Origin of the sequence: Pseudomonas sp. AAC (assembly GCF_000725445.1) — a bacterium.
Lineage (GTDB): Bacteria > Pseudomonadota > Gammaproteobacteria > Pseudomonadales > Pseudomonadaceae > Pseudomonas > Pseudomonas citronellolis.
Map to the genome: position 1 here is coordinate 419,003 of NZ_KL647097.1, position 24,033 is coordinate 443,035.

Annotated in this window: 24 protein-coding genes; 10 read left to right on the forward strand and 14 right to left on the reverse strand. The window is 67.7% G+C overall.

Annotated elements, in window-relative coordinates; all coding sequences use genetic code 11:
• A partial coding sequence (locus FG99_RS31410) for an AAA family ATPase (RefSeq protein WP_070878261.1) occupies positions 1-844 on the reverse strand: 844 nt, incomplete at its 3' end.
• Positions 845-1,128: 284 nt separating this feature from the next.
• Here FG99_RS31410 and cysK point away from each other — a divergent pair.
• The 3 genes from cysK (at position 1,129) to aceK (ending at position 5,233) form a co-directional block, all read left to right on the forward strand.
• Positions 1,129-2,103 carry a cysteine synthase A gene (gene cysK / locus FG99_RS15660; protein WP_009623576.1) on the forward strand — a complete coding sequence of 325 codons (975 nt, stop codon included), beginning with the start codon at positions 1,129-1,131 and terminating at the stop codon, positions 2,101-2,103.
• Between the two features lie 173 nt (positions 2,104-2,276).
• Complete coding sequence (locus tag FG99_RS15665) at positions 2,277-3,374, forward strand: polyamine ABC transporter substrate-binding protein (protein WP_043270930.1); 1,098 nt, start codon at positions 2,277-2,279, stop codon at positions 3,372-3,374.
• 125 nt (positions 3,375-3,499) lie between these two features.
• Positions 3,500-5,233: a bifunctional isocitrate dehydrogenase kinase/phosphatase gene (gene aceK, locus FG99_RS15670; protein WP_371263873.1), complete on the forward strand. Its 1,734-nt coding sequence runs from the start codon at positions 3,500-3,502 to the stop codon at positions 5,231-5,233.
• A 205-nt stretch (positions 5,234-5,438) separates the two neighbouring features.
• Here the strand turns inward: aceK and FG99_RS15675 are convergent, their stop codons facing one another.
• On the reverse strand, positions 5,439-6,392 hold the full coding sequence (locus FG99_RS15675; RefSeq protein ID WP_043270934.1) for a GlxA family transcriptional regulator: 954 nt from the start codon (positions 6,390-6,392) through the stop codon (positions 5,439-5,441).
• A gap of 121 nt (positions 6,393-6,513) precedes the next feature.
• Here FG99_RS15675 and FG99_RS15680 point away from each other — a divergent pair, with 121 nt between their 5' ends.
• Positions 6,514-7,143, forward strand: a complete 630-nt coding sequence (locus FG99_RS15680) for a cysteine hydrolase family protein (protein ID WP_043270936.1) — start codon at positions 6,514-6,516, stop codon at positions 7,141-7,143.
• Positions 7,144-7,276: 133 nt separating this feature from the next.
• Here FG99_RS15680 and FG99_RS15685 read toward each other — a convergent pair whose 3' ends face one another.
• From FG99_RS15685 to FG99_RS15695, 3 genes are all read right to left on the reverse strand, one after another.
• Positions 7,277-7,801, reverse strand: coding sequence for a DUF2937 family protein (locus FG99_RS15685; RefSeq protein ID WP_043270938.1), 525 nt, complete (start codon positions 7,799-7,801; stop codon positions 7,277-7,279).
• Between the two features lie 13 nt (positions 7,802-7,814).
• Positions 7,815-8,588 carry a class II glutamine amidotransferase gene (locus FG99_RS15690; RefSeq protein WP_043270941.1) on the reverse strand — a complete coding sequence of 258 codons (774 nt, stop codon included), beginning with the start codon at positions 8,586-8,588 and terminating at the stop codon, positions 7,815-7,817.
• Positions 8,589-8,759: 171 nt separating this feature from the next.
• Positions 8,760-9,236: a hypothetical protein gene (locus FG99_RS15695; protein ID WP_009623590.1), complete on the reverse strand. Its 477-nt coding sequence runs from the start codon at positions 9,234-9,236 to the stop codon at positions 8,760-8,762.
• A 98-nt stretch (positions 9,237-9,334) separates the two neighbouring features.
• Between FG99_RS15695 and FG99_RS15700 the strand changes: the two genes are divergently transcribed.
• Positions 9,335-11,395 (forward strand): S9 family peptidase, encoded by a 2,061-nt coding sequence (locus tag FG99_RS15700; RefSeq protein ID WP_043270943.1) that lies wholly within the window; start codon positions 9,335-9,337, stop codon positions 11,393-11,395.
• A gap of 654 nt (positions 11,396-12,049) precedes the next feature.
• Here FG99_RS15700 and FG99_RS15705 read toward each other — a convergent pair.
• A complete protein-coding gene (locus FG99_RS15705) occupies positions 12,050-12,499 on the reverse strand; it encodes a YcgN family cysteine cluster protein (protein ID WP_009623592.1) in 450 nt (149 codons plus the stop codon).
• A gap of 212 nt (positions 12,500-12,711) precedes the next feature.
• Here FG99_RS15705 and FG99_RS15710 point away from each other — a divergent pair, with 212 nt between their 5' ends.
• Entirely contained in the window at positions 12,712-13,305 is a 594-nt protein-coding gene (locus FG99_RS15710) for a nitroreductase family protein (RefSeq protein WP_009623593.1), read from the forward strand.
• Positions 13,306-13,337: 32 nt separating this feature from the next.
• Here FG99_RS15710 and FG99_RS15715 read toward each other — a convergent pair whose 3' ends face one another.
• From FG99_RS15715 to rnd, 3 genes are all read right to left on the reverse strand, one after another.
• A complete protein-coding gene (locus FG99_RS15715) occupies positions 13,338-14,270 on the reverse strand; it encodes a D-2-hydroxyacid dehydrogenase (RefSeq protein ID WP_009623594.1) in 933 nt (310 codons plus the stop codon).
• Positions 14,271-14,498: 228 nt separating this feature from the next.
• Complete coding sequence (locus FG99_RS15720) at positions 14,499-14,792, reverse strand: YcgL domain-containing protein (protein WP_009623596.1); 294 nt, start codon at positions 14,790-14,792, stop codon at positions 14,499-14,501.
• Positions 14,789-15,928, reverse strand: a complete 1,140-nt coding sequence (gene rnd / locus FG99_RS15725) for a ribonuclease D (protein ID WP_043270946.1) — start codon at positions 15,926-15,928, stop codon at positions 14,789-14,791. Before rnd ends, FG99_RS15720 begins: the two co-directional genes overlap by 4 nt.
• A 134-nt stretch (positions 15,929-16,062) precedes the next feature.
• On the opposite strand from rnd, the gene FG99_RS15730 reads away from it, so the two are divergent.
• A complete protein-coding gene (locus tag FG99_RS15730; protein ID WP_043271549.1) occupies positions 16,063-17,121 on the forward strand; it encodes an SMP-30/gluconolactonase/LRE family protein in 1,059 nt (352 codons plus the stop codon).
• A gap of 6 nt (positions 17,122-17,127) precedes the next feature.
• Here the strand turns inward: FG99_RS15730 and FG99_RS15735 are convergent, their stop codons facing one another.
• Positions 17,128-17,925, reverse strand: a complete 798-nt coding sequence (locus FG99_RS15735) for a lysophospholipid acyltransferase family protein (RefSeq protein WP_043270948.1) — start codon at positions 17,923-17,925, stop codon at positions 17,128-17,130.
• Positions 17,926-18,031: 106 nt separating this feature from the next.
• Here FG99_RS15735 and FG99_RS15740 point away from each other — a divergent pair, with 106 nt between their 5' ends.
• From FG99_RS15740 to FG99_RS15750, 3 genes are all read left to right on the forward strand, one after another.
• Positions 18,032-18,886: a sulfurtransferase gene (locus FG99_RS15740; protein ID WP_043270950.1), complete on the forward strand. Its 855-nt coding sequence runs from the start codon at positions 18,032-18,034 to the stop codon at positions 18,884-18,886.
• A gap of 250 nt (positions 18,887-19,136) precedes the next feature.
• A complete protein-coding gene (locus tag FG99_RS15745) occupies positions 19,137-19,616 on the forward strand; it encodes a hypothetical protein (protein ID WP_009623606.1) in 480 nt (159 codons plus the stop codon).
• Positions 19,617-19,791: 175 nt separating this feature from the next.
• Positions 19,792-21,069 carry an outer membrane protein transport protein gene (locus FG99_RS15750; protein ID WP_009623609.1) on the forward strand — a complete coding sequence of 426 codons (1,278 nt, stop codon included), beginning with the start codon at positions 19,792-19,794 and terminating at the stop codon, positions 21,067-21,069.
• A 529-nt stretch (positions 21,070-21,598) separates the two neighbouring features.
• On the opposite strand, the gene FG99_RS15755 is transcribed toward FG99_RS15750, so the two are convergent.
• The 4 genes from FG99_RS15755 to FG99_RS15765 all read right to left on the reverse strand — a co-directional run bounded on the left by FG99_RS15755 (position 21,599) and on the right by FG99_RS15765 (position 24,018).
• Positions 21,599-22,153 carry a glutathione peroxidase gene (locus FG99_RS15755; protein ID WP_051878953.1) on the reverse strand — a complete coding sequence of 185 codons (555 nt, stop codon included), beginning with the start codon at positions 22,151-22,153 and terminating at the stop codon, positions 21,599-21,601.
• A 58-nt stretch (positions 22,154-22,211) separates the two neighbouring features.
• Positions 22,212-22,334, reverse strand: a complete 123-nt coding sequence (locus FG99_RS32870) for a hypothetical protein (protein WP_256204865.1) — start codon at positions 22,332-22,334, stop codon at positions 22,212-22,214.
• Positions 22,331-23,527, reverse strand: coding sequence for an MFS transporter (locus tag FG99_RS15760; protein ID WP_099049125.1), 1,197 nt, complete (start codon positions 23,525-23,527; stop codon positions 22,331-22,333). Before FG99_RS15760 ends, FG99_RS32870 begins: the two co-directional genes overlap by 4 nt.
• 74 nt (positions 23,528-23,601) lie before the next feature.
• A complete protein-coding gene (locus tag FG99_RS15765) occupies positions 23,602-24,018 on the reverse strand; it encodes a MarR family winged helix-turn-helix transcriptional regulator (RefSeq protein WP_009623615.1) in 417 nt (138 codons plus the stop codon).
• Between the last annotated feature and the right edge of the window lie 15 nt (positions 24,019-24,033).

Consider the following 24,033-nt stretch of genomic DNA (forward strand, 5'->3'; position numbering starts at 1 on the left):
AGCGTGAAGCGCGGCGGCTCATGAACGCCAGGCGCTCGAGCAGCTGCACGTCCTGCTCGTTCTTCACCAGGGCGCCGGCCAGCGGCGGGATGGCCCTGGTCGGATCGCGCTCGCGCAGCACCGCCTCGCCGATGTCGTCGGCCATCAGCAGCTTCAGCCAGTCGACCAGCTCGCTGGTGGAGGGCTTCTTCTTCAGGCCCGGCACCTTGCGCACGTCGAAGAAGATGTCCAGCGCCTCGCTGACCAGCGAGGCCTTGATGCCCGGGTAGTGCACGTCGACTATCTTCTGCAGCGTCTCGCGGTCGGGGAAGGCGATGTAGTGGAAGAAGCAACGGCGCAGGAAGGCGTCCGGCAGCTCCTTCTCGTTGTTCGAGGTGATGATGATGATCGGCCGCTGTTTCGCCTTGATGGTCTCGTTGGTCTCGTAGACGTAGAACTCCATCTTGTCGAGTTCCTGCAGCAGGTCGTTGGGGAACTCGATGTCGGCCTTGTCGATCTCGTCGATCAGCAGGATGACGCGCTCGTCGGCCTCGAAGGCCTCCCAGAGCTTGCCCTTCTTGATGTAGTTGCGCACGTCGTGGACCTTGTCCACGCCCAGCTGCGAGTCGCGCAGGCGGCTCACCGCGTCGTACTCGTAGAGGCCCTGGTGGGCCTTGGTGGTGGACTTGATGTGCCAGGTGATCAGCTTGGCGCCGAAGGCTTCGGCCAGCTGCTCGGCGAGCATGGTCTTGCCGGTGCCCGGCTCGCCCTTCACCAGCAGCGGGCGCTGCAGGGTGATGGAGGCGTTGACCGCCAGCTTGAGGTCGTCGGTGGCGACGTAGGACTGGGTGCCTTCGAACTTCATCGGGGAATCCTCGAACGGTATCGGCCGGGCCGCTGCCCGGGCTGCAGGAACTGGGAGACAGACTGCGACTATACCGCGCAGCTCCGTCGACTGTGAACGCAGGCATGGCATTCAGTCACTGAATGCACGGCCATTCATCCATTCGTCGAAGGCTACCGGCGCGTACCACCCTCTCACCGGGGCCGCCGGCCTGGAGCCGACCTTTCCGACGGTTTCGCGGCTTTACGGCCAGGGCGCCGGGGAATAGGCTGGTGGGTCAGCATCGATCCACAAGGACACCCATCATGAGCCGCATCTTCGCAGACAACGCGCAGTCCATCGGCAACACGCCGCTGGTCCAGATCAACCGCCTGGCCCCGCGCGGCGTCACCATCCTGGCCAAGATCGAGGGCCGCAACCCCGGCTACTCGGTGAAGTGCCGCATCGGCGCCAACATGATCTGGGATGCCGAGTCCAGCGGCCGCCTGAAGCCGGGCATGACCATCGTCGAGCCGACCTCCGGCAACACCGGCATCGGCCTGGCCTTCGTCGCCGCCGCGCGCGGCTACAAGCTGGTGCTGACCATGCCTTCGTCGATGAGCCTGGAGCGGCGCAAGGTGCTCAAGGCCCTCGGCGCCGAGCTGGTCCTCACCGAACCGGCCAAGGGCATGAAGGGAGCCATCGCCAAGGCCGAGGAGCTGGTGGCCAGCGATCCGGCCCAGTACTTCATGCCGGCGCAGTTCGACAACCCGGCCAACCCGGCGATCCACGAGAAGACCACCGGCCCGGAAATCTGGAACGACACCGACGGCGCGGTGGACGTGCTGGTGGCCGGCGTCGGCACCGGCGGCACCCTCACCGGCGTGTCGCGCTTCATCAAGAACACCAAGGGCAAGCCGATCCTCTCGGTGGCCGTGGAGCCGACCAGCTCGCCGGTGATCAGCCAGACCCTCGCCGGCGAAGAGGTCAAGCCCTCGCCGCACAAGATCCAGGGCATCGGCGCCGGCTTCGTGCCGAAGAACCTCGACCTGGCCATGGTCGACCGCGTCGAGCTGGTCGGCGACGACGAGGCCCGCAGCATGGCCCAGCGCCTGATGCACGAGGAAGGCATCCTCTGCGGCATCTCCTGCGGCGCCGCCATGGCCGCCGCCGTGCGCCTGGCCGAGGAGCCGGCCATGCAGGGCAAGACCATCGTGGTCATCCTCCCCGACTCGGCCGAGCGCTACCTGTCGAGCATGCTCTTCGAAGGCGTGTTCGACGAGCAGGAAATGGTGCAGTAAGCCCCCGCGCCGCCCCACTGCGGGGCGGCGCCCCGCGCGGCGGCCCTTTGCCACTGTCTGCGGACCCGCGGGCAACCGCGCCCCCTCCAAATCCTCCGGCAATCCGGTTATTCCTTGAGCAGCCGCGGCCCCACCCCGGCCGCGCCACTACCGTTTGCCGTCAGGAAACAACAATGAAAACGACCGCACCGCTGTCCAGTGCCCTAGCGCTTTCCCTCACCCTGGGCGTCGCCGCCGGCGCCCAGGCCGAGTCCCTGAAGATCTACAACTGGTCCGACTACATCGCCCCCGACACCGTCGCCAACTTCAGCAAGGAAACCGGCATCCAGACCACCTACGACGTCTACGACAGCAACGAGACGCTGGACGGCAAGCTGATGACCGGCAAGTCCGGCTACGACATCGTGGTGCCCTCCAACCACTTCATGGCCAAGCAGATCCAGGCCGGCGCCCTGAAGAAGCTGGACAAGAGCCAACTGCCCAACTGGAAGAACCTCAACCCGGTGCTGATGAAGGCCCTGGAGGTCAACGACCCGGGCAACCAGTACGGCTTCCCCTACCTGTGGGGCACCACCGGCATCGGCTACAACCCGGCCAAGGTCAAGGAAGTGCTGGGCGCAGACGCACCGCTGGACTCCTGGGACCTGTTCTTCAAGCCCGAATACATGCAGAAGCTGGCCAAGTGCGGCGTCGCCGTGCTGGACAACGGCCCCGAGCTGCTGCCCATCGCCCTGAACTACCTGGGCCTGCCGCACCACAGCCAGAACCCCGAGGACTACAAGAAGGCCGAGGAAGCGCTGCTCAAGGTGCGCCCGTACATCGCCTACTTCCACTCCTCGAAGTACGTCAGCGACCTGGCCAACGGCAACATCTGCGTGGCCGTCGGCTTCTCCGGCGACATCCTGCAGGCCGCCACCCGCGCCAAGGAAGCCAGGAACGGCATCGAGATTCACTACTCCACGCCCAGGGAAGGCTCGCCGCTGTGGTTCGACATGATCGCCATGCCGGCCGACGCGCCCGACGAGAAGGCCGCCTACGCCTTCATGAACTACCTGCTGCGCCCGGAGGTAATGGCCGGCATCAGCAACTACGTGCACTACGCCAACGGCAACCTGGCCTCCGAACCGCTGGTGGACGCGGCGATCAAGGCCGACCCGGCGATCTACCCGCCGCAGGACAAGATGGCCAAGCTGTTCGCCCTGCAGTCGATGCCGATGAAGATCGACCGCCTGCGCACGCGCATCTGGACCAACGTCAAGACCGGCAAGTAAGCCTCCGCGCGAGGTACTGAACGAACGGGGGCGGCGACGCCCCCGTTTCCTGACCGGCCGGTCGGCCACGCCGCTTTCGCCGCCCCCCGAGTCTGGCTAAGCTCGCTGCACATCCCATGAACGAGATGCGCCCCATGAGCCATGCCCAGATCGCGCAGACCATCCTCGACGGCTTCGACGTCTACCGCGAGCGCTTCAAGCAGATCACCGACGGCGCCCAAGCGCGCTTCGAGCAGGCGCAGTGGCAGGAGATCCAGCGGACCTCGGCCGAGCGCATCGACCTCTACGAGGAGAAGGTCGCCGAGACCGTGGCGCGGGTCGGCAGCCGCTTCAGCCCCGCGGAGTTGCTGGACGTGGAGCGCTGGCCGCTGATCAAGAGCGGCTACATCGTCCTGATCGACCCGCGCAACGACGACGAGCTGGCGGAAACCTGGTTCAACTCGATCTTCTGCGGCCTGTTCAGCCACGACAACATCAGCGACGGCACCATGTTCGTGCACACCACGCGGCCGTCGCTGCGGCCCCACGCGCGCGACCCGCACACCCGCCTCTACCGGCCCCGGGGCAACCTGCGCCAGGCGCTGCAGCAGATCTTCGCCGACTACCGCTTCCAGGTGCCCTACGAGGATGCCGAAGGCGACCTGGCGCGCCTGGACGCCCTGCTGCACAGCAACCTGCCGGACTGGGTGTGCAAGGACCCGGAGCTGGCACTGGAGCTGATCGGCTCGGTGTTCTACCGCAACAAGGGCGCCTACCTGGTGGGCCGCCTGTTCACCCCCGACGAGCAGTGGCCGCTGGTGTTCCCGCTGATCCACCGCGAGGGCCGCGGCATCCGCTTCGACACCGTGATCACCGACGAGGCGGAGGTGTCGATCATCTTCTCCTTCACCCGCTCCTACTTCATGGTCGACGTGCCGGTGCCGGCGGAGCTGGTGGCCTTCCTCAAGCGCCTGCTGCCGGGCAAGCACATCGCCGAGCTGTACACCTCCATCGGCTTCTACAAGCAGGGCAAGAGCGAGTTCTACCGCGCCCTGATCAACCACCTGGCGAGCACCGACGACCGCTTCGTCATGGCCCCCGGCGTGCGCGGCATGGTGATGAGCGTGTTCACCCTGCCCGGCTTCAACACCGTGTTCAAGATCATCAAGGACAACTTCAACCCGGCCAAGACCGTGGACCACGCCACCGTGGTGCAGAAGTACCAACTGGTGAAGAACCACGACCGCGTCGGCCGCCTGGCCGACACCCAGCAGTTCGCCGACTTCCGCTTCCCGGTGGCCAAGTTCGAGCCCGAGTGCCTGGCCGAACTGCTGCAGGTGGCGCCTTCCACGGTGGTGATGGAAGGCGACGTGGTGCTGATCCGCCACTGCTGGACCGAGCGCCGCATGACCCCGCTGAACCTCTACCTGGAGCACGCCACCGAGGCCCAGGTGCACGAGGCGCTGTACGACTACGGCCTGGCCATCAAGCAGTTGGCGGCGGCGAACATCTTCCCCGGCGACATGCTGCTGAAGAACTTCGGCGTCACCCGCCACGGCCGCGTGGTGTTCTACGACTACGACGAGATCAGCTACCTCACCGAGGTGAACTTCCGCCACATCCCGCCGCCGCGCTACGAGGAGGACGAGATGTCCTCCGAGCCCTGGTACTCGGTGGGGCCGATGGATGTGTTTCCCGAGGAGTTTCCGCGTTTCCTGTTCGTCGATCTGAAGCTGCGTCGGTTGTTCGCCAAGTTGCATGGCGATCTCTATGACGCGGATTACTGGAAGGGGCTGCAGGCGCAGATACGGGCGGGCAAGGTGATAGACGTGTTCCCCTATCGGCGTAATGAGTTGCCGGAGAAGGCTTTGGCGGAGTAAGAGCCTTCCCTGGAAATCCGTAGGGCGGATAACGCCGCCGAATCGCGGACAGAGTCCGCTTGCGCCGAGGTGCTCTTCGCAGGATGGGTTGAGCTTGCGATACCCATCCTGCCGTGGTGATGGGTATCGCTTCGCTCAACGCCATCCTACGAAAAGCCGTGCTTCCCTGTAACCGTAGATTCCCCGGCCACGCCGGAGCCCCCGCTCACCCCCGAAACGCCTGCCGATAGGCACTCGGCGATACCCCCAGCGCCGCGCTGAAATGCTGCCGCAACGAAGCCACCGAACCGAACCCCGCCAGCACCGCCACCTCCGCAATCGGCTGCTCGGTGGACTCCAGCAGCCGTTGCGCCAGGGCCAGGCGTTCGCCGCGCAGCCAGTCGCCCAGGGTGCTGCCGGTGAGCTGGCGGAAGTGCCGGCTGAAGCTGCGCCGGCTCATCAGCGCGCGTTCGGCCAGGCTGTCCAGGTCGTGGGGCTGGTCTAAGCGTTCGCGTACCCAGTCGAGCAGGCCGGAAAGGCGGTTGTCCCGCGCCGTGGCCGGCAGCGGCTGTTCGATGAACTGGGCCTGGCCGCCCTGGCGGTGCGGCGCCACCACCAGGCGGCGGGCCTGCTGGTTGCTCAGGCCGGCGCCGCAGCGCTGGCGCAGCAGGTGCAGGCAGCAGTCGATGCCGGCCACGGTGCCGGCGGAGGTGAGGATCGGGCCATCGTCGACGTAGAGCACGTCCGGCTCCACCCGTACCTGGGGATAACGCTGGGTGAAATAGTCCGCCCACAGCCAATGGGTGGTGGCCCGGCGACCGTCCAACAGACCGGCCTCGGCCAGCACGAAGGCGCCCAGGCACAGGCCCACCAGTTGCGCGCCGCGCGCATGCGCAGCCACCAGGGCGTCGAGCAGGGCCTGCGGCGGGCGTTCCGCCGGCTCGCGCCAGCTCGGCACTATCAGGGTATCGGCGGTTTCCAGCGCCTCCAGGCCGTGACGCGCGTCTATGGCGAAGCCGGCCGTGGTGTTCAGCGGCCCCGGCTCGGCGGCGCAGACCTGCAGTTCGAAGCGCGTGCGCGTCCCTCCCGGGTCGCCCTCGCCGAACACCAGGCAGGGCACCGAGAGGTGGAAGGGGCTGATCTGGTCGAAGGCCACCACGGCCACGCGATGGGTTTCCATGGGCATCATCCGGGCAAGGCTTTGGCCCGATTCTAGCGAAAGCTGTCTTGCGGGCCACTCACGCCGACCGCCGGCCCCTGCGCAGAATGGCTCCATCCCCACTCCAGCGGAGACACCCAGCATGAGCAACGCCCCGAAACGCGCCCTGATCGTCATCGACGTGCAGAACGAATACTTCAGCGGCAACCTGCGCATCGAATACCCGCCGGTCGGCGACTCGCTGCCCAACATCCTGCGCGCCATGGACGCCGCCCACGCCGCCGGCATCCCGGTGGTGGTGGTGCGCCACCAGGCCCCGGCCGGCGCGCCCATCTTCGCCCCCGGCAGCCACGGCGTGGAACTGCACCCGCAGGTGGCCGAGCGCCCCCGCGACCTGCTGCTGGACAAGAGCAAGGCCAGCGCCCTCAGCGGCACCGGGCTGGGCGACTGGCTGCGCGAACGCGGCGTCGACACCCTGACGCTGGTCGGCTACATGACGCACAACTGCGACGACTCCACCGCCCGCCAGGCCGCCCACGAAGGCTGGCAGGTGGAATTCCTCGACGACGCCAGCGGCTCGCTGCCCTACGCCAACAGCGCGGGCGCGGCCACTGCCGAGGAAATCCACCGGGTGTTCAGCGTGGTGCTGCATTCGTCGTTCGCCGCGGTGGCCAGCACCGCCGACTGGCTGGCGGCAGTGGCAAGCGGCAAGGCCCTGGAGCGCGACAACATCTACGCCTCCAACCAGCGCGCCATCAACGCCCGCAGCTAGGAAAACGGCGGATAACGCCGTGGCGTTATCCGCCCTACGCGAGGACCATCATGGACGTAGGGCGAATAACCATTCGCGGTTATCCGCCGCCTGACCGCCCTCCCCGTCCCGCACGGCGTCCAACCGGCCCTCATCAGTTCCAATGCCGCCGCGCGACGTTGCGGTTGTCCCCCAGCCCCGCCAGCGCCCCGACCGAAACGATCAGCAGCTCGACGATCCAGGCCAGCAGCAAACCGCCGCCCAGGGCCCAGCCGATCGCCTCCGGCGCCAGCACCACCTGGTAGCTGTAGCCGTCGAGGGTCTCCTGCAGCAGCTCGCGGTTCGGCGCGCTCAGCAGGTGCCAGGCGCGGGCGTACCAGGGGCCCTGCAGGGCCTGCCATTCCCTGTCGAACAGCTTGGCGCGGCGCAGCAGGCGCTCGACGTTGTCGCCGTCGCGCTGGAACACCGGGTCCGGGCTGCCGCGGTAGTGCGCCACCAGGGCGTCGAGGTCGCCCTGGAAGTACTGCCCGGCGGTGTTGCGGTAGCCCTCCAGGGCCTGCAGGGCTTCCTGGCGGTGGGCATCGACGCGGATCGAATAGTCCTTGATGAAGCCCGGCACCTGCACCCCGACCAGCAGGCCGAGGGCGAAAAGCACCAGGCGGATGTAGCTGCGCAACATGGGAGTCCCCCTCTCAGACGCGGCCCTGGTCGAGAATCTCGCCGCGCCACCAGAGCATCCACTCGCCGCTCTGCTGCACCGACCAGTTCTCGTTGTCGGTCAGCGGTTCGGTGGCGATCACCGTGACCACGTCGTTGGGCGTGGTCTCGGACTGGAAGTCCACGGTCAGGTCGGCGTCCTTCAGCCGCGCCGGGCCGAAGGGCGCGCGGCGGGTAATGTACGCCAGCTTGCTGGAACAGAAGGTGAACAGCCAATCACCGTCGCTCAGCAGGCAGTTGAACACGCCCTTCTGCCGGTACTCGGCGCAGGCGGAGACCAGCGTCGGCAGCAGCACCTCCACCGGCACCGGCTCGGGGAAAGCCCGGCGCACGCGGTTGAGCAGGTCGCAGAAGGCCGCCTCGCTGTCGGTGTCGCCCACCGGCCGGTACAGCCCCGGCGGCGGCGCGAAGTCGGCCAGTTGGCCGTTGTGCGCGAAGGTCCAGTAGCGCCCGCCCAGTTCGCGCACGAAGGGGTGGGTGTTGGACAGGCAGACCTTGCCGACGTTGGCCTGGCGGATGTGGCCGATCACCGTCTCGCTCTTGATCGGGTAGCGCTGCACCAGGCGCGCCACCTCCGACTCGACGCTGGCGCTCGGGTCCTGGAACAGGCGCACGCCGCGCCCCTCGTAGAAGGCGATGCCCCAGCCGTCGCGGTGCGGGCCAGTGCCGCCGCCGCGCTGCATCAGGCCGGTGAAGCTGAAGACGATGTCGGTGGGGACGTTGGCGCTCATGCCGAGCAGTTCGCACATGGTCAGCGCTCCTGTGGCAGGCGGTCGCCCGGCACGCGGTGGAAGGTGAAAGGGGAAATCAGGCGCCGGCCTGGCGTGGAGGTCCTGGGCTGCATTGGGCTCGTTCCGCTACGGCTATGCCGCCATGCTGAACGCCGGATGGGCGCCGCGCAAGGGCGGCGCCGGGGTCGCTCAGAGGCGCGGTTCGATGCGCATGCCGCGGTTGCCATTGCGCTCGTCGGCGCGGCTGTCGTCCACGTCGGGCATCAGCTGCGGCTGCATGAGCTGGCGCATGGTCGGCTCGTTCTCCGCCTCGGCGCGCTGGCGGCGGTTGCGCGCGGCACGCTCGATGGGCCAGCGCACGGCGACGAAGATCAGGTACACGACGAAGGCCGCCAGCAGCACCAGGGCCAGGTCGGACACGGCGCGCCAGGCGTTGTTGCCCACCTTGAACAGCACGTCCAGCGCGGTGATGGCGATGGCCGGGGCGTATTCGTTGTTGGCCGGATCAACCGGCGTCGGGGTGAACAACAGCACGAGCACGATCACCCGCAGCGGTTCGCGCAGCCAGCGCCACATCCAGCCGGTCATCAGGAACCAGACGACCAGAAGTCCGAAAGCGGCGAACAGGTAGACGCCCCAGGCGAGTTGATAATCGTGTTCGTTCATGCGCGTGCGTGCGATGGCGGCGGAAGGGGGCTTATGATAGCCGCTTTTCCCCACGGGTGCGCAGCCGGGTGTCACCCCTGCCCCGCCAAGGAGCCGCCATGACCGACCGCCAGCCCCCCGTCGCCCGCCGCGAAGCCGCCGCCGATCCCTACGCCTGGCTGCAGCAGCGCGACAGCGCCGAAGTGCTCAACTACCTCAAGGCGGAAAACGCCTACCTCGAAACCGAACTGGCCGGCCAGGCCGAACTGCGCGAGCAGCTGTTCCAGGAGATCAAGGGCCGCATCCGCGAGACCGACCTGTCGCTGCCCTCGCCCTGGGGCCCCTGGCTGTACTACCAGCGCACCACCGCCGGCGACGAGTACCCGCGCCACTACCGCTGCCCGCGCCCGACCGACGACTCGCTGAGCGTGGACGAAAGCGCCGAGCAACTGCTGCTGGACCCCAACGAGCTGGCCGCCGGCGGCTTCCTCTCCCTCGGCGCCTTCAGCATCAGCCCCGACCACTCGCGCCTGGCCTACAGCCTGGACACCAGCGGCGACGAGATCTACCGCCTGTACGTCAAGGACCTGGCCAGCGGCGCCGTGGAGGAACTGCCCTTCGACGACTGCGACGGCAGCATGACCTGGGCCAACGACAGCCGCACCCTGTTCTTCGGCGAGCTGGATGACACCCACCGCCCGCACAAGCTGTACCGCCACACCCTGGGCGAAGCCGGCGCCGAGCAGGTGTTCGAGGAGCGCGACGGGCGCTTCTTCCTGCACTGCTACCGCGCCAGCTCCGAACGCCAGCTGGTGCTGCTGCTGGGCAGCAAGACCACCAGCGAGGCCTGGGTGCTGGATGCCGAACAGCCGCGCGGCGAATTCCACTGCATCGCCCCGCGCCAGGAAGATCACGAGTACCACGTCGACCACGGCCTGCTGGACGGCGAGTGGACCTGGTTCATCCGCAGCAACCAGAGCGGCATCAACTTCGCCCTCTACAGCGCCAGCGAAGCGGCTCCCGACCGCGAGCACTGGCGCGAGCTGATCGCCCACCGCGACAGCGTGATGCTCGAAGACATCACCCTCAACCAGGACGCCTTCACCCTCAGCCTGCGCGAGGGCGGCCTGCCGATCGTCGAGGTCCACGCCGCCGGCCAGGCGCCGCGCCGCGTGGAGCTGCCGGACGCGGCCTACAACCTGTACGTGCAGGACAGCCTGGAATTCCACAGCCCGGTCATCCGCCTGCGCTACGAGGCGCTCAACCGCCCCGCGCAGATTCGCCAGTTGGGCCTGCTCGACGGCGCCCAAAAGGTGCTCAAGGAAACCCCGGTGGAAGGCCCCTTCGACGCCGACGCCTACGAAAGCCGCCGGCTCTGGGCCGCCAGCGTCGACGGCGTGCAGGTGCCGATCAGCCTGGTGGCGCGCCGCGAGGTGCTGCAGGGCATCGCCGCCGGCCGCCCGGCGCCGCTGTACCTGTACGGCTACGGCGCCTATGGGGCGAGCCTCGATCCCTGGTTCTCCCATGCCCGCCTGAGCCTGCTGGAGCGCGGCTTCGTCTTCGCCATCGCCCACGTGCGTGGCGGCGGCGAGTTGGGCGAGGCCTGGTACCGCGCCGGCAAGCTGGCCAACAAGCAGAACAGCTTCAGCGACTTCATCGCCTGCGCCGAGCACCTCTGCGCCGAGGGCTACAGCACGCCGCAGCGGACCGTGATCAGCGGCGGCAGCGCCGGCGGCCTGCTGATGGGCGCGGTGCTCAACCAGCGCCCGCAGCAGTTCGCCGCGTGCATCGCCGAGGTGCCTTTCGTCGACGTGCTCAACACCATGCTCGACCCGGACCTGCCGCTGACCGTCACCGAGTACGACGAGTGGGGCAACCCGCAGGAGCACGAGGTGTACGAGCGCATCCGCGCCTACGCGCCCTACGAGAACGTTTGCGCCCAGGACTACCCGGCGCTGCTGGTGGTGGCCGGCTACAACGACAGCCGCGTGCAGTACTGGGAAGCGGCCAAGTGGGTGGCCAAGCTGCGCACCAGCAAGACCGACGACAACCTGCTGCTGCTCAAGACCGACCTGGGCGCCGGCCACGGCGGCATGAGCGGGCGCTACCAGGGGCTGAAGGATGTGGCCCTGGAATACGCCTTCGTGCTCAAGGTGCTGGGTCTGCTGGAGGTGGCCTGATGCCAGGTGGCATAGAGCCTGTCTGGCGCTGAGCCGGGGAGGGAGAAGAGCCGGTTCGGTGTGTTGCTGTTCGCGTGGTTTCTCTATTCAAGAGCACCCTCACCCCAGCCCTCTCCCGCAAGCGGGAGAGGGGGCTTTTCGTGCCACCGGGGCGTCCGGCGTGGCCGGTAAACCCCATCGCGGACAAGGTCCGCTCCTACACCCGTGCGTCCCTGGAACCGTAGGAGCGGACCTTGTCCGCGATTCGGATTTCCAGAGAAACATCCGAGCGCACCCAAACGCCCCTTCAGCAGGCCGAGCGAAACCCCCGCTCAGGAGGTTATGCGACATGGATGTCGCGAGAGCCCCGATGGGCTACAGGGACGTACCCTCGGGGCGGGCCTCCGTGGCGGGGGAATTCGCGAGGGTAGCCCGGCTTTATCGGGCCCGTATGTTGGGGCAAGCCTTTTTGGTTACTTTTGTGGCGACTGACAAAAGTGACTCGCCCGAGGGGGCGAAACAAGACGGTCGGGCAGACTCGGAGCGGCGCGCTACACCAAGCCCCCACGCCACTGGGCTCCCGCATTCGCGGGAATAACGAGGTTAAGGGAAGCGCGAAGGGACAAGATTCGCGAGCAAGCTCTCTCCCACGAAAATCAATTCCCGCCCAGCACCTCACCCCGCCCGGAAGATCAGATGCTCTTCCCAGTCATCCTCGGCCACCACAGTCTCGCTGAGCATCCGCCCCGACTGCGAAATCCGCTCATGATGCACCGCATCGGGATCGCCGCAGACCAGGTGATGCCACAACGGCAGGTCCTTGCCCTCGGCCACCAGGCGGTAACCGCAGGTCGGCGGCAGCCAGCGGAACTCGTCGGCCTGGGCCGGGGTGAGCTGGATGCAGTCGGGCACGCTGGCGCGGCGGTTGGCGTAGTCGGTGCAGCGGCAGGTCTTCAGGTCCAGCAGCTTGCAGGCGATGCGCGTGTAGTAGACGGTGCCGTCGTCCTCGTCCTCGAGCTTCTGCAGGCAGCACAGGCCGCAGCCGTCGCACAGCGACTCCCACTCCTGCTGATCGAGCTGTTCGAGGGTCTTGCGTTTCCAGAAGGGTTCGACTTTGGCGGCCATCGTTTTTCTAGGTAGGGCTTTTCACGGGGGCGCCAAGTCTATGCCCAGGCGCCGCGCCGGCCAAGCGCAGGTGACCGCCGGAGCGCTTGCCAGGGGCCGCGCGGCTGGGTAGCTTTCCCCCACCATCAGGCCCGAGCGGGCCGCCGCCTCACCCACGATCCGCGATGCCCAGCCGTCCACGGCACCATCCCCCTTTGCCAGCAGGAGCCGCCATGAGCGCCAATCCCCGCGTTGCCGACTATCCCATCGACCCGCAGTTCATCAATCGCTGGTCGCCCCGCGCCTTCAGTGGCGAGAGCATCCCCGAGGAAACCCTGCTGGGCTTCCTCGAAGCCGCGCGCTGGGCGCCCTCCTCGTTCAACTCGCAGCCCTGGCGCTTCCTCTACGCGCGCCGCGACACGCCGAACTGGCAGCGCTACCTGGACCTGCTGGGCGAGTTCAACCGCGGCTGGGCGCAGAACGCCGCGGCGCTGGTGATAGTGCTGTCCAAGACCACCTTCGCCCCGCCCGGCTCCAGCGAGGAGAAACCGGCGCTCTGGCACACCTTCGACACCGGCGCGGCCTGGGGCTTCCTGGCCCTGCAGGCGAGCCTGGCCGGCTGGCACAGCCACGGCATGGCCGGCTTCGACCGCGAGGCCACCCGCGTCGAGCTGAAGGTGCCGGACGACCACGAGATCCACGCCGCCATCGCCATCGGCAGGCTCGGCGACAAGTCGATCCTCTCGGAAAGCCTGCAGGCGCGCGAAGTCCCCAGCCCGCGCCGGCCGCTGGAGCAACTGGCCGCCGAGGGCGATTTCAGCCTGTGAGGGACAGGGCGCCCCGCGCGGGGCGCCCGCTTTCAATAGCCGCGGGTGAAGTCCACCTCGCCGCGCATGGGCTGCCCGGCCCAGAAGCGCGACAGGTTCTCGCGGAACAGCTCCACCATCGGCCCCGGCAACGTCGGCGCGGCAGTGTGGCCGGTGAGCAGCAGGCGCGGCGCGCTCCAGAACGGGTGCTGCGGCGGCAGCGGCTCCTGGCGGCAGACATCGATGACGGCGCCGGCCAGGCGGTTGTTTTCCAGGGCGCTGATCAGGTCGGCATCGACCACCGCAACACCGCGCCCGGCGTTGATGAACAGCGTCGAGGGCTTCATCCGCTGGAACAGCGCCAGGTCGAAGATGTCCTGGGTGTCCGGGGTGTCGGGCAGCAGGTTGACCACGTAGTCGGCGGTTTCCACCAGACGCGGCAACTCGTCCAGCGCGCCCACCCGCTGGAATGGCTGCAGCGGCCGCGGCGTGCGCGCCACGCCGGTCAGCTCGACGCCGAAGGCCGCCAGCATGTGCGCCACGGCCAGGCCGATTTCGCCGGTGCCCACCAGCAGCACGTGGCGGCCACGCAGGCTGCCGGGGGCGCGGTCGTCCCACTGGCTGCCGACCTGGCTGGCCAGGCGGCCGAGGAACTGGCGTTCGTGGGCCAGCATGTAGGTCAGCAGGTATTCGCTCATCACCTGGCCGAAGATGCCCACCGCGCGGGTCAGGGCGTAGTCCTTGGGCAGGTCGTCGGCCAGCAGCGGGGTGATGCCGGCCCAGGTGGACTGCACCCAGACGGGGTGCACGCCCTTGCGCAGCAGCTGCGCCACCAGGTCGGGCTCGCCCAGCCATACCGGGCATTCGGCGGCGGCCTCGACAAGGTTGTCGGGTTTGTCGCCGGATACCACGCTGAGACCGGGCTCGGCAGCCATGGTCAGCGCGGCGTAGAGGGTGTGTTCGCGATCGAGGATGAGCAGGCGCATGGTCTAGATTGCACCAGGATGGCAAGGCGTAGGCACGTTGATTGGCATTGTCGTTATCGTCCCTGCATGCAGCGGCGACTTTTTGCGAGTTGAACGAAGGGCCTGTAGACCAACTGGAAACCCAGGCGTTCCGCTTACTCAGGCAATTTCTGACGCAATAATGCTCTTGAGCCTACAACTTGCACAGCAATTTCGTACCAATTCGCGAAAGCGACGGCTTTTCGACGCTTACAACGGATCGTTCATGCGCAACAGCTCTTCGGGCAGGTGCTCGATGTATTCCTCCTCCACTGGAGGCATCTGCAGGTGGAAGCCCTGCTTCTCGATGTTCTCCAGCACCTTGTGGATATCTTCGCGGGCCAGCTTGCGCTCGGGGCTGAGCACCAGGTCGAAGGCGTGCTGCGGCGCGCCGAACGCCGCCAGCAGCGCCTCGGGCACGCGGCTCAGGGCCTCGCGCTTGTCGACGTACAGGTACATCTCGTTCTTGCGCGGGCTCTTGTAGATGGAGCAGATGCGTTTCATGGTTTCTCCGGGGCGGCCAGGCAGTCCAGCAGGGCCTGGCCCATCAGTTCACGGCGCCAGCCCTGCAGGGAATCGGGCAGGCGGTAGGGGCCATCGGGGTAGCCGGTCTTGAGCAGCGCCTCGAGAATCTTCTTGCGCAGCATCAACTCCGGGGCCATGCCCTGGCGCTCGGCCTCGCGCTGGCCGACCTCGCGCAGTTGCTTGAGCAGCGGCGCCACCTCGCGCGGCAGCGGCTCGGGCAGCGGCTCGGGCCATTGCTCGGCGGGCAGCGCGGCGGCATGGGCGAGCAGCGCCAGCAGGGTGTCGCCGTCCTGGCGCACGGTGCGCGGGTGCATCTCGTCGATGCGCGACAGCGCCAGCTTGTCCTTCGGCTGCAGGCGCGCCAGCGGCCACAGCGTCTGCTCGCGCAGGATGCGGTTGCGCGGCTGGTTGCGCAGGCGCGCCTGTTCCTCGCGCCAGGCGCAGAGTTCACGCAGCACGGCGAGTTGCTGCGGGGCCAGCTTCCAGGCCAGCTTGACGTCGCGCCAGGCCTGGCGCGGGTCGCTGACGCGGGTCTGGTTGGCGACCAGGTCGGCGCCGTCGGCCAGCAGCCAGGCCAGCTTGTGCTCGGGCAGGCGCGGCGCCAGCTTCACGTAGACCTCGGCCAGGTGCTGCACGTCCTCGGCGGCGTAGCGCACCTGCATGTCGGTCAGCGGGCGCTGCAGCCAGTCCGAACGCGTCTCGTCCTTGGGCAGGTCCAGGCCGAGGATCTCCAGCACCAGCTTGGAATAGCCCATGGAATGCGCCATGCCCAGGTAGGCGGCGGCCAGTTGGGTGTCGAACAGCGGCTGCGGCAGGCTGCCGGTCAGGCGCTGGAAGACTTCCAGGTCCTCGCCGCAGGCATGGAACACCTTGACCACCGAGGGCTCCTCCAGCACCTGGGCGAAGGGCGACCAGTCGCGGATCAGCAGCGGGTCGATCAGCCACGCCCGCTCGCCGTCGCCGACCTGCACCAGGCCGGCTTCGGGGTAAAAGGTATCGACGCGCATGAACTCGGTATCGAGTGCCAGGTACGGCCTTTGTTTCCAGTCCCGGCATTGCTGCGCCAGGCTGGCATCGTCGCGGATCCACCGGATATCGAGGGCGCTCACGAACATCTCCTTGCTTCACGTGGGGCGCAGTATATCGGGCTGGATGATGTCCGAGCATTCCGCTTTTGCCTACAAGGCTGTACAGACGCGAACGAAGGCTTATCTTTCCTGCCCCAGGACCCATGACAAGAGCCTTCATGATGAAGAAATTCGCAAGCCTGCTGGTATTGCTGATCGCCGCCGCCGCGGTCTACCTCGCCATCACCCCCAGCCCCATCGACCCCGTGGCCTGGAACCCGCCGCCGGCGCCGCCGATGACCGGCGTGCTGGAACCCAACGACACCCTGATGAAGGCCGAGCTGCTCGGCCTGGACCAGGTGAAGGGCCCGGAAGACACCGCGGTGGATGCCCAGGGCCGCGTCTACGCCGGCCTGGACGACGGCCGCGTGGTGCGCCTGGACAACGGCCAGGTCACGACCTTCGCCGAGACCGGCGGCCGCCCGCTGGGCATGGACTTCGACGCCCAGGGCAACCTGATCGTCGCCGACGCCTGGAAGGGCCTGCTGAAGATCGACGCGCAGGGCAAGATCACGGTGCTCAGCACCGAGGCCGACGGCGTACCCTTCGCCTTCGCCGACGACCTGGACATCGCCAGCGACGGGCGCATCTACTTCAGCGACGCCTCCAGCCGCTTCCACCAGCCCGACTACATCCTCGACTACCTGGAGACCCGCCCCCACGGCCGCCTGCTGCGCTACGACCCGGCGACCGGCAAGACCGAGACGCTGCTCAAGGACCTGTACTTCGCCAACGGCGTGACGCTGTCGGCCAACGAGGACTTCGTGCTGGTCAACGAGACCTACCGCTACCGCATCGCCCGCTACTGGCTGAAAGGCCCGAAGGCCGGGCAGCAGGACATCTTCATCGACAACCTGCCGGGGCTGCCGGACAACCTCCAGGGCGACCGCAAGGGCACCTTCTGGGTGGCCCTGCCGACGCCGCGCAAGGCCGACGCCGACTTCATCCTCGGCCAGCCCTGGCTCAAGCGCCAGCTGACCAAGCTGCCGCGCGCGCTGCTGCCCAAGCCGGTGCCCTATGGCCTGGTCATCGCCGTGGACGAGAACGGCCAGATCGTGCGCAGCCTGCACGACACCAGCGGCCAGCACCTGCGCATGATCACCTCGGCCAAGCCGGTGGGCGACTACCTCTACTTCGGCAGCCTGGAAAACGACCGCATCGGCCGCCTGAAGATTCGCTGAAGCACCTCAGCCCAGCGCCAGCGGCTCCTCGCGGGCCGCTTCGGCGCATTTCGCGGCGCCCGGCTCCAGCAACTCCTGCATGCGCCCGCGCACCTCGCCCATCAGGGCATCCAGGCTCTGCCCGTGGAAGGCCGCGGCGTCCACCGGGCGACCCACCAGCAGGTCCACCGGCTGGCCCAGGTTGAGGTCGAAGGTGCGCGCCGGCAGCACCCGGTGAATGCCGCGGATGGCCACCGGGATGATCACCGCGTCGGTGTCCAGCGCCAGGCGGAAGCAACCCTTCTTGAACGGCAGCAGGCGCCCGTCGTCCGAGCGGGTGCCTTCTGGCGCCGCCCACAGCACTATGCCGCTCTCCATCATCTGCCGCGCGCGCTGCAGGTCGGCGCGGGCGCGCTGGCTGTTGTGCCGGTCGATGGAGGGGAACTCGGCGGCGCGCATGGCCCGGCCGAGCACCGGGATGCGGTACAGCTCACTCTTGGCCAGCATGCGGATCGAGCCGGGCAGCGCGGCGAAGCTGGCCGGGATGTCGTAGTGGCTGGAATGGTTGCAGAGGATCATGTAGCGCCGCCCGTCGCCGAAGTCCGGCATGGCCCCGTGCACGCTCAGGCGCATACGCACCAGGCGCAGCAGCAGGCCCGACCATTGGCGGGTGTAGCGGTCCACGCGCTCGCGGCGCAGGCGGCCGATGGCGGCCAGGGACAGCACCAGCAGGCTGTAGTAGAGGGTGATCAGGCCGGTCGCCAGGGCGATGGCGCAGACGCGCGCCCGCGAGGCCGCCTGGGTCGCCGGTTGCAGACTGAACATGGGCGAAAACTCCATCGGATCGAAGAAAGCCGCCGCGAACCGGCGTTTTCCATTGCACAAGCCTTATGATGCGCGAGGAAACCGTCACGACACAGGAACCCGCACGATGTCACTCGCCCGCCTGCTCAGCCCGCAACAACTGGCAGCCCGCCTGGACGAACCCGGCCTGCTGATCCTCGACTGCCGCTTCGCCCTGGACGACCCGGGCTACGGCGCCCGCGTGTTCGCCGAGAACCACATTCCCGGCGCCCAGTACGCCGACCTCGAACGCGACCTCTCGGCCCCGGTGGTCAAGGGCGTGACCGGCCGCCACCCGCTGCCCGACGCCGACGCGCTGATCCAGCGCCTGCGCGCCTGGGGCCTGGACAACAGCGACGAAGTGGTGCTCTACGACGACGGTCCCGGCGCCTTCGCCGCCCGCGCCTGGTGGCTGCTGCTGTGGCTGGGCAAGCGCGACGGCGTGTACCTGCTCGACGGCGGCATGAACGCCTGGCGCGCCGCCGGCCTGCCGCTGACCACCGCCGAGCCGGCGGTGCCGACGGGCGCCTTCCACGGCGAACCGGACAACGGCCTGCTGATCGACGCCGGCGAACTCTCGGCGCTGCTGGCCGACCCGCAGCTGCCGCTGATCGACGCCCGCGCCGAGCCGCGCTTCCGCGGCGAGGTGGAGCCCATCGACCCGGTCGCCGGGCACATCCCCGGCGCGCAGTGCGCGGCCTTCACCGACAACCTCGGCAGCGACGGCCGCTTCCTGCCGCCGGCGCAGTTGCACCAGCGCTTCGCCCACCTGCTGCGCGGCCGCCCGGCCCAGGAGCTGGTGGCCTACTGCGGTTCCGGCGTCACCGCCTGCCACAACCTGTTCGCCCTGAGCCTGGCCGGCTATCCCCTGGGCCGTCTCTACGCCGGCTCCTGGAGCGAGTGGATCACCGACCCGCGGCACCCGGTGGCCACCGGCGCCTGACGCGCCGCCCCAGGCCGCATCTGGCGCGGCCTGGGGCTCCTTTCCCGACGCGGTAACCCATTCCCGGTTAATCACATCGAGGAATATGCCTGCGCTGCAGAAAGTCAAAACAATTTAAAAACAGTCCTTTACAGCAGGTTTATCGCACTACACTTCAAATCGAGCGGCTAAGTCCGCTTACGGCGGGGCCCAGGAGAACATCAGAAGCTGCCAAGACGCCCAGCCCCGCCGTTCATTGAGGGACAAGACCATGGGAATCGCCGCCTGCGACCTGCGACAGCACGTCATCCGGCCCACCCTGCTGTACCTGGAACGTCACAGCGGGGCGGCCGAGGCGCTGTTGCTGGGAGCGGCGGCCTGTCAATCGGCGCTTGGCAGCAGCCTGGACAGCGGCCGCGGACACGGCCTTTTCCGCATCGACGAACACCGCCACCAACAGCTCTGGGATCGCTACCTGGCCCTGGACCCGAACCTCGCCAGCCGCGTGCGCGGCCTGGCCAGCCAGCACGCCTTCCTCGACGCTCCGCACCTGGAACTGACCGTGAACCTGCGCTACAGCACCGCCATCGCCTGGATGCTGGTGGAATCCCAACGCCTGCCACTGCCCGAAGCCTGCGATCACCTCGGCCAGGCCAGGGTCTGGCGACGGGTCTTCCAGCCCCACGGCCACCTGCGTGATTTCCTCGACGCCTGGCAGGCGTACATCGGCGATTCGCTCCTCGCAGCCTGACCACGATCAATGACCGATCAGTCAACTTTCGTTTACATACATTAACGAAGGGAAAACCTCGCACAAGGACGGTACTTTACGCGCAGATGCCCGATATAGAGCCCCCAGAGGTACTACCAAAGGCCTGGGAATCTTGGTAGCTTGCGCGCCGTTGACCACAGGAGTTGCTCTTACAATGAAAACAACATGGCTCAAAACCACTCTCGCACTGACGATTAGCGCTGCCTCTGCCCAGGCCCTGGCCAACGGCATCGCCATCAACGAACAGAGCGCCAGCGGCGCCGGCACCGCCTACGCGGGCCGTGCTTCCTCGGCGCTCGACGCCAGCACCATCTACGGCAACCCGGCCGGCCTGACCAAGCTCAAACGCACCGAAGTCAGCGGCGGCCTGGCCATCGTCGACGCCAAGGACGACATCAGCGGCGCCTCCGGCCCGGGCTCCAACAAGGGCGATTCCGTGCCCCTGGCTGCCGTACCGTTCGGCTACTTCTCCACGCCGATCAACGAAGACTTCACCGTCGGCCTGGGCATCTACGTGCCCTACGGCATCATCAACGACTACGAGAACGGCTTCCAGGGCAGCTACCACGGCTCCTACAGCAAGGTCCAGGTGATCACCGTCCAGCCGACCATCGCCTACAAGATCAACGACAAGGTCTCCGTCGGCTTCGGCCCGACCTTCAACCGCATCGACGGCCAGTTGAAGAACGACCTGGCGACCAATGTGCTCAACGGCGGCAATGGCGACACCCACATCGACATCAAGGGCGACGACACCGCACTGGGCTACAACCTGGGCGTGATGGTCGACCTGACCGACGACACCACCTGGGGCCTGACCTACCACTCCAAGGTCGACTACCACCTGGGCGGCCACACCAAGGTCAAGAACGCCCCTGGCGCCCTGGGCCTGAACGGCAGCTACGACGCCAAGCTGGACATCACCCTGCCGGAATCCGTGGATACCTCCATCACCCACAAGTTCAACGACAAGTGGACCGGCTACATCGGCGCCGTGTGGACCCGCTGGAGCCGCCTGGAAGCCATCGAAGTGCGCAACAGCGGCGTACCGGCCCTGGGCCAGGCACTGGGCTTCGGCACCATCGGCGAAGACCTGAAGTGGCACGACACCTGGTCCGGCTCGATCGGCGCGTCCTACCAGCTGAACCCGGAATGGGTGCTGCGCGCGGGCTATGCCTACGACCCGTCGCCGACCGACAACGACTACCGCAACGTGCGCATCCCGGTGGGTGATCGTCAGATCGTCACCTTCGGCGCCGGCTGGTCGCCGAACCCGGACCTGACCGTCGACTTCGCCTACGCCTACCTGTGGGAAGACACCGCCAGCGTCAACGTCAAGGACGGCACCGGCATCGGTCTGCAACCGGCCTACAGCGCCAAGTACGACAACAGCGCCAACGGTCTGACCGCGCAAGTGACCTATCGCTTCTGATAGGCACGGGCGCACGGGGAAGAGCCGGGCAGATGCCCTGATGCTGTTTCCTTAAAAAGAATGCCGTTTCTCTCCATGGGGGAAACGGCATTTTTTCATTTGGGATGGCGAGCGCGGGACATGGCTCCATCGCGGACAAAGTCCGCTCCTACGACGCCAGGAAAGCACGGGCGCAGGAGCAACTGTCTTGCGCCGAGGTGCTCTTCGTTGGATGGGTTGAGCTCGCGAAACCCATGCTGCCGTGGTGATGGGTATCGCTTCGCTCAACACCATCCTACGAAAAGCCGTGCGTCCTGGAACCGTAGGACTCCGTCCGCGATTGGATTCACCGGCCACGCCGGACACTCCGGCGGCACGGCCAACGGCGGATAACCGCGCACGGTTATCCGCCCTACGAACTTGCCGGCTGACGCTGCATTATCCGCCCACCCCGAACGGCCCCCTCTCCCTCCGGGAGAGGGCTGGGGTGAGGGAGCGGAGCCAGGCTTGGCACCTCCGCTGAACCAAGCATCGTCCGGCTCTTCCATCTTCACGGCTGGCTGGCGATGGCCTTCTCGATGGCGGCCTGCAAGGCCGGATCGTCCGGCTTGGTCAGGCTGGGGAACTGCGCCACCACCCTGCCCTGGCGGTCCACCACGTACTTGTAGAAGTTCCAGCGCGGCGCCTGGTCGGCCTGGCGCGCCAGTTCGCGGAACAGCGGGATGGCGTCGTCGCCGCGCACCGGCTGCACCTGGGTCATGTTGAAGGTCACGCCGTAGTTGCCGTAGCAGACCTGGGCGGTCTCGGCGGCGTCGTCGGCCTCCTGCTTGAAGTCGTCCGAGGGCACGCCCAGCACTTCCAGGCCCTGGCCCTTGTAGCGCTGGTAGATCGCCTCCAGGCCCTTGAACTGCGGGGTGAAGCCGCAGTGGCTGGCGGTGTTGACCACCAGCAGCGGCTTGCCGGCGTAGAGCCCGCAAAGGTCGAGGTCGACCTTCGAGCGCAGCTTCTGCAGGTGCCCCTGCTGCGCCAGCAGCGGCGGGCAGTCGGCAGCCTGGGCGGCCAGGGGCAGGCAGCACAGCAGGCCGAGGAACAGGTAGCGGGACATGGCGATTCTCCTTCTTCGATCGAAGGACGCTACTCCCCTGCCCCGCCCGCGGCAATCCTCAGAAGCAATGGCCCAGGCCGGCCTGCAGCAGCGCCAGGCCGCCATGCCGCCAACCCCACCAGGCCAGGCCCAGCAGCGCCGCGGCCAGCACGACCGCGCCCAGGCGCAATAGCGGCCTCACGCTACCTCCGCGGCGCCCAGGCGCGCCACCGGACGCTCGCGCACCGGCCAGTTGAGCAGGCCGGCGAGCAGCGAGAGGAGAATGGCGATCCGCCAGACCAGGTCGTAGTTGCCGGTGTGGTCATAGACGTAGCCGCCCAGCCAGCCACCGAGGAAGGCGCCGATCTGGTGGAACAGGAAGGTGATGCCGCCGAGCATCGACAGGTTGCGCACGCCGAACAGGGTGGCCACGGTGCCATTGGTGAGCGGCACCGTGGACAGCCACAGCAGGCCCATGGCGATGCCGAAGGCGTAGGCCGTCCACACCGTCAGCGGCGCCCAGAGGAAGGCCAGGATCACCAGGCCGCGGATCAGGTACAGCCCGGTCAGCAGCTTCGGCTTGCTGAAGCGCCCGCCGAGCCAACCGGCGATGTAAGTGCCGAACACATTGAACAGCCCCACCAGCGCCAGCACCGTGGTGCCGACGGTGGCCGGCAGGTGGCGGTCCACCAGGTAGGCCGGCAGGTGCACGCCAATGAACACCACCTGGAAGCCGCAGACGAAGAAGCCCAGCGACAGCAGCCAGAAACCGGAATGCCCGCAGGCCTCGCGCAGCGCTTCGCCCAGGGACTGTTCATGGGATTGCACCGGCAGCGGCTTGTCGCGCATCAGCCCGGCCAGCGGCACGATCAGCGCCACCAGCAGGCCGAGGGCGAGCAGCGCCGCCGACCAGCCGAGCCAACCGATCAGGCCGAGAGTGCCGGGCAGCATGGCGAACTGGCCGAAGGAGCCGGCGGCGGCGGAAATGCCCATGGCCATGCTGCGCCGCTCCAGCGGCACGGCGCGGCCGACGGCGCCGAGGATGACCGAGAAGGAGGTGCCGGACAGGCCGATGCCGATCAGCAACCCGGCGGACAGCGACAGGCTGGCGGCGGAATCCGCATAGCCCATCATGACCAGGCCCAGGGCGTACAGCAGGCCGCCCACCAGCACTGCGCGCGCTGCGCCGAAGCGGTCGGCCAGGGCGCCGGTGAAGGGCTGGGCGATGCCCCAGATGAGGTTCTGCAGGGCGATGGCGAAGGCGAACACCTCGCGGCCCCAGCCGAACTCGGCGCTCATGGGCGCGAGGAACAGGCCGAAGCCGTGGCGGACGCCCAGGGACAGGGCCAGGATCAGGGCGCCGGACAGCAGTATCCAGAAACCCGCACGCGACAGCTTGGACATTGTTCTTCTCGCTCCAACAGGGGTATATACCCGCATTCATCCATACGAACGCCTTGGCAGGGCGTTCAATCGAGGGCTTCCAGCTCCCCCAGCAGCGCCATCAGCTGCTCGCGGCGCTCCACCCCGAGGCGTTCGTACATCCGCCGCTGCGCCGCTTCCCAGGGCTGCGCGCCCTGCTCCAGGCGCTCGCGCCCGGCGGCGGTGAGCAGCACCAGGCGGTTGCGCTGGTCGCCGACATCGCCCTGCAGCTCTACCAGGCCCTCGGCCTGCAGCGGCCGCAGGTTGCGCCCCAGGGTGCTGCGATCCAGGCCCATGGCTTCGGCCAGTTCGGAAATGCTCGGGCGCTCCAGGCGCGCCAGGTGGCGCAGCAGGGAAAACTGCGCGACCGTCAGCCCGATGCCCTGCAGGGCATCGTCATAGACGCGGGTGACACCTCGGGCGGCGCGGCGCAGCTGGGTGCAGAGGCATTGGGTGGTCAGCATGATACGTGTATATAC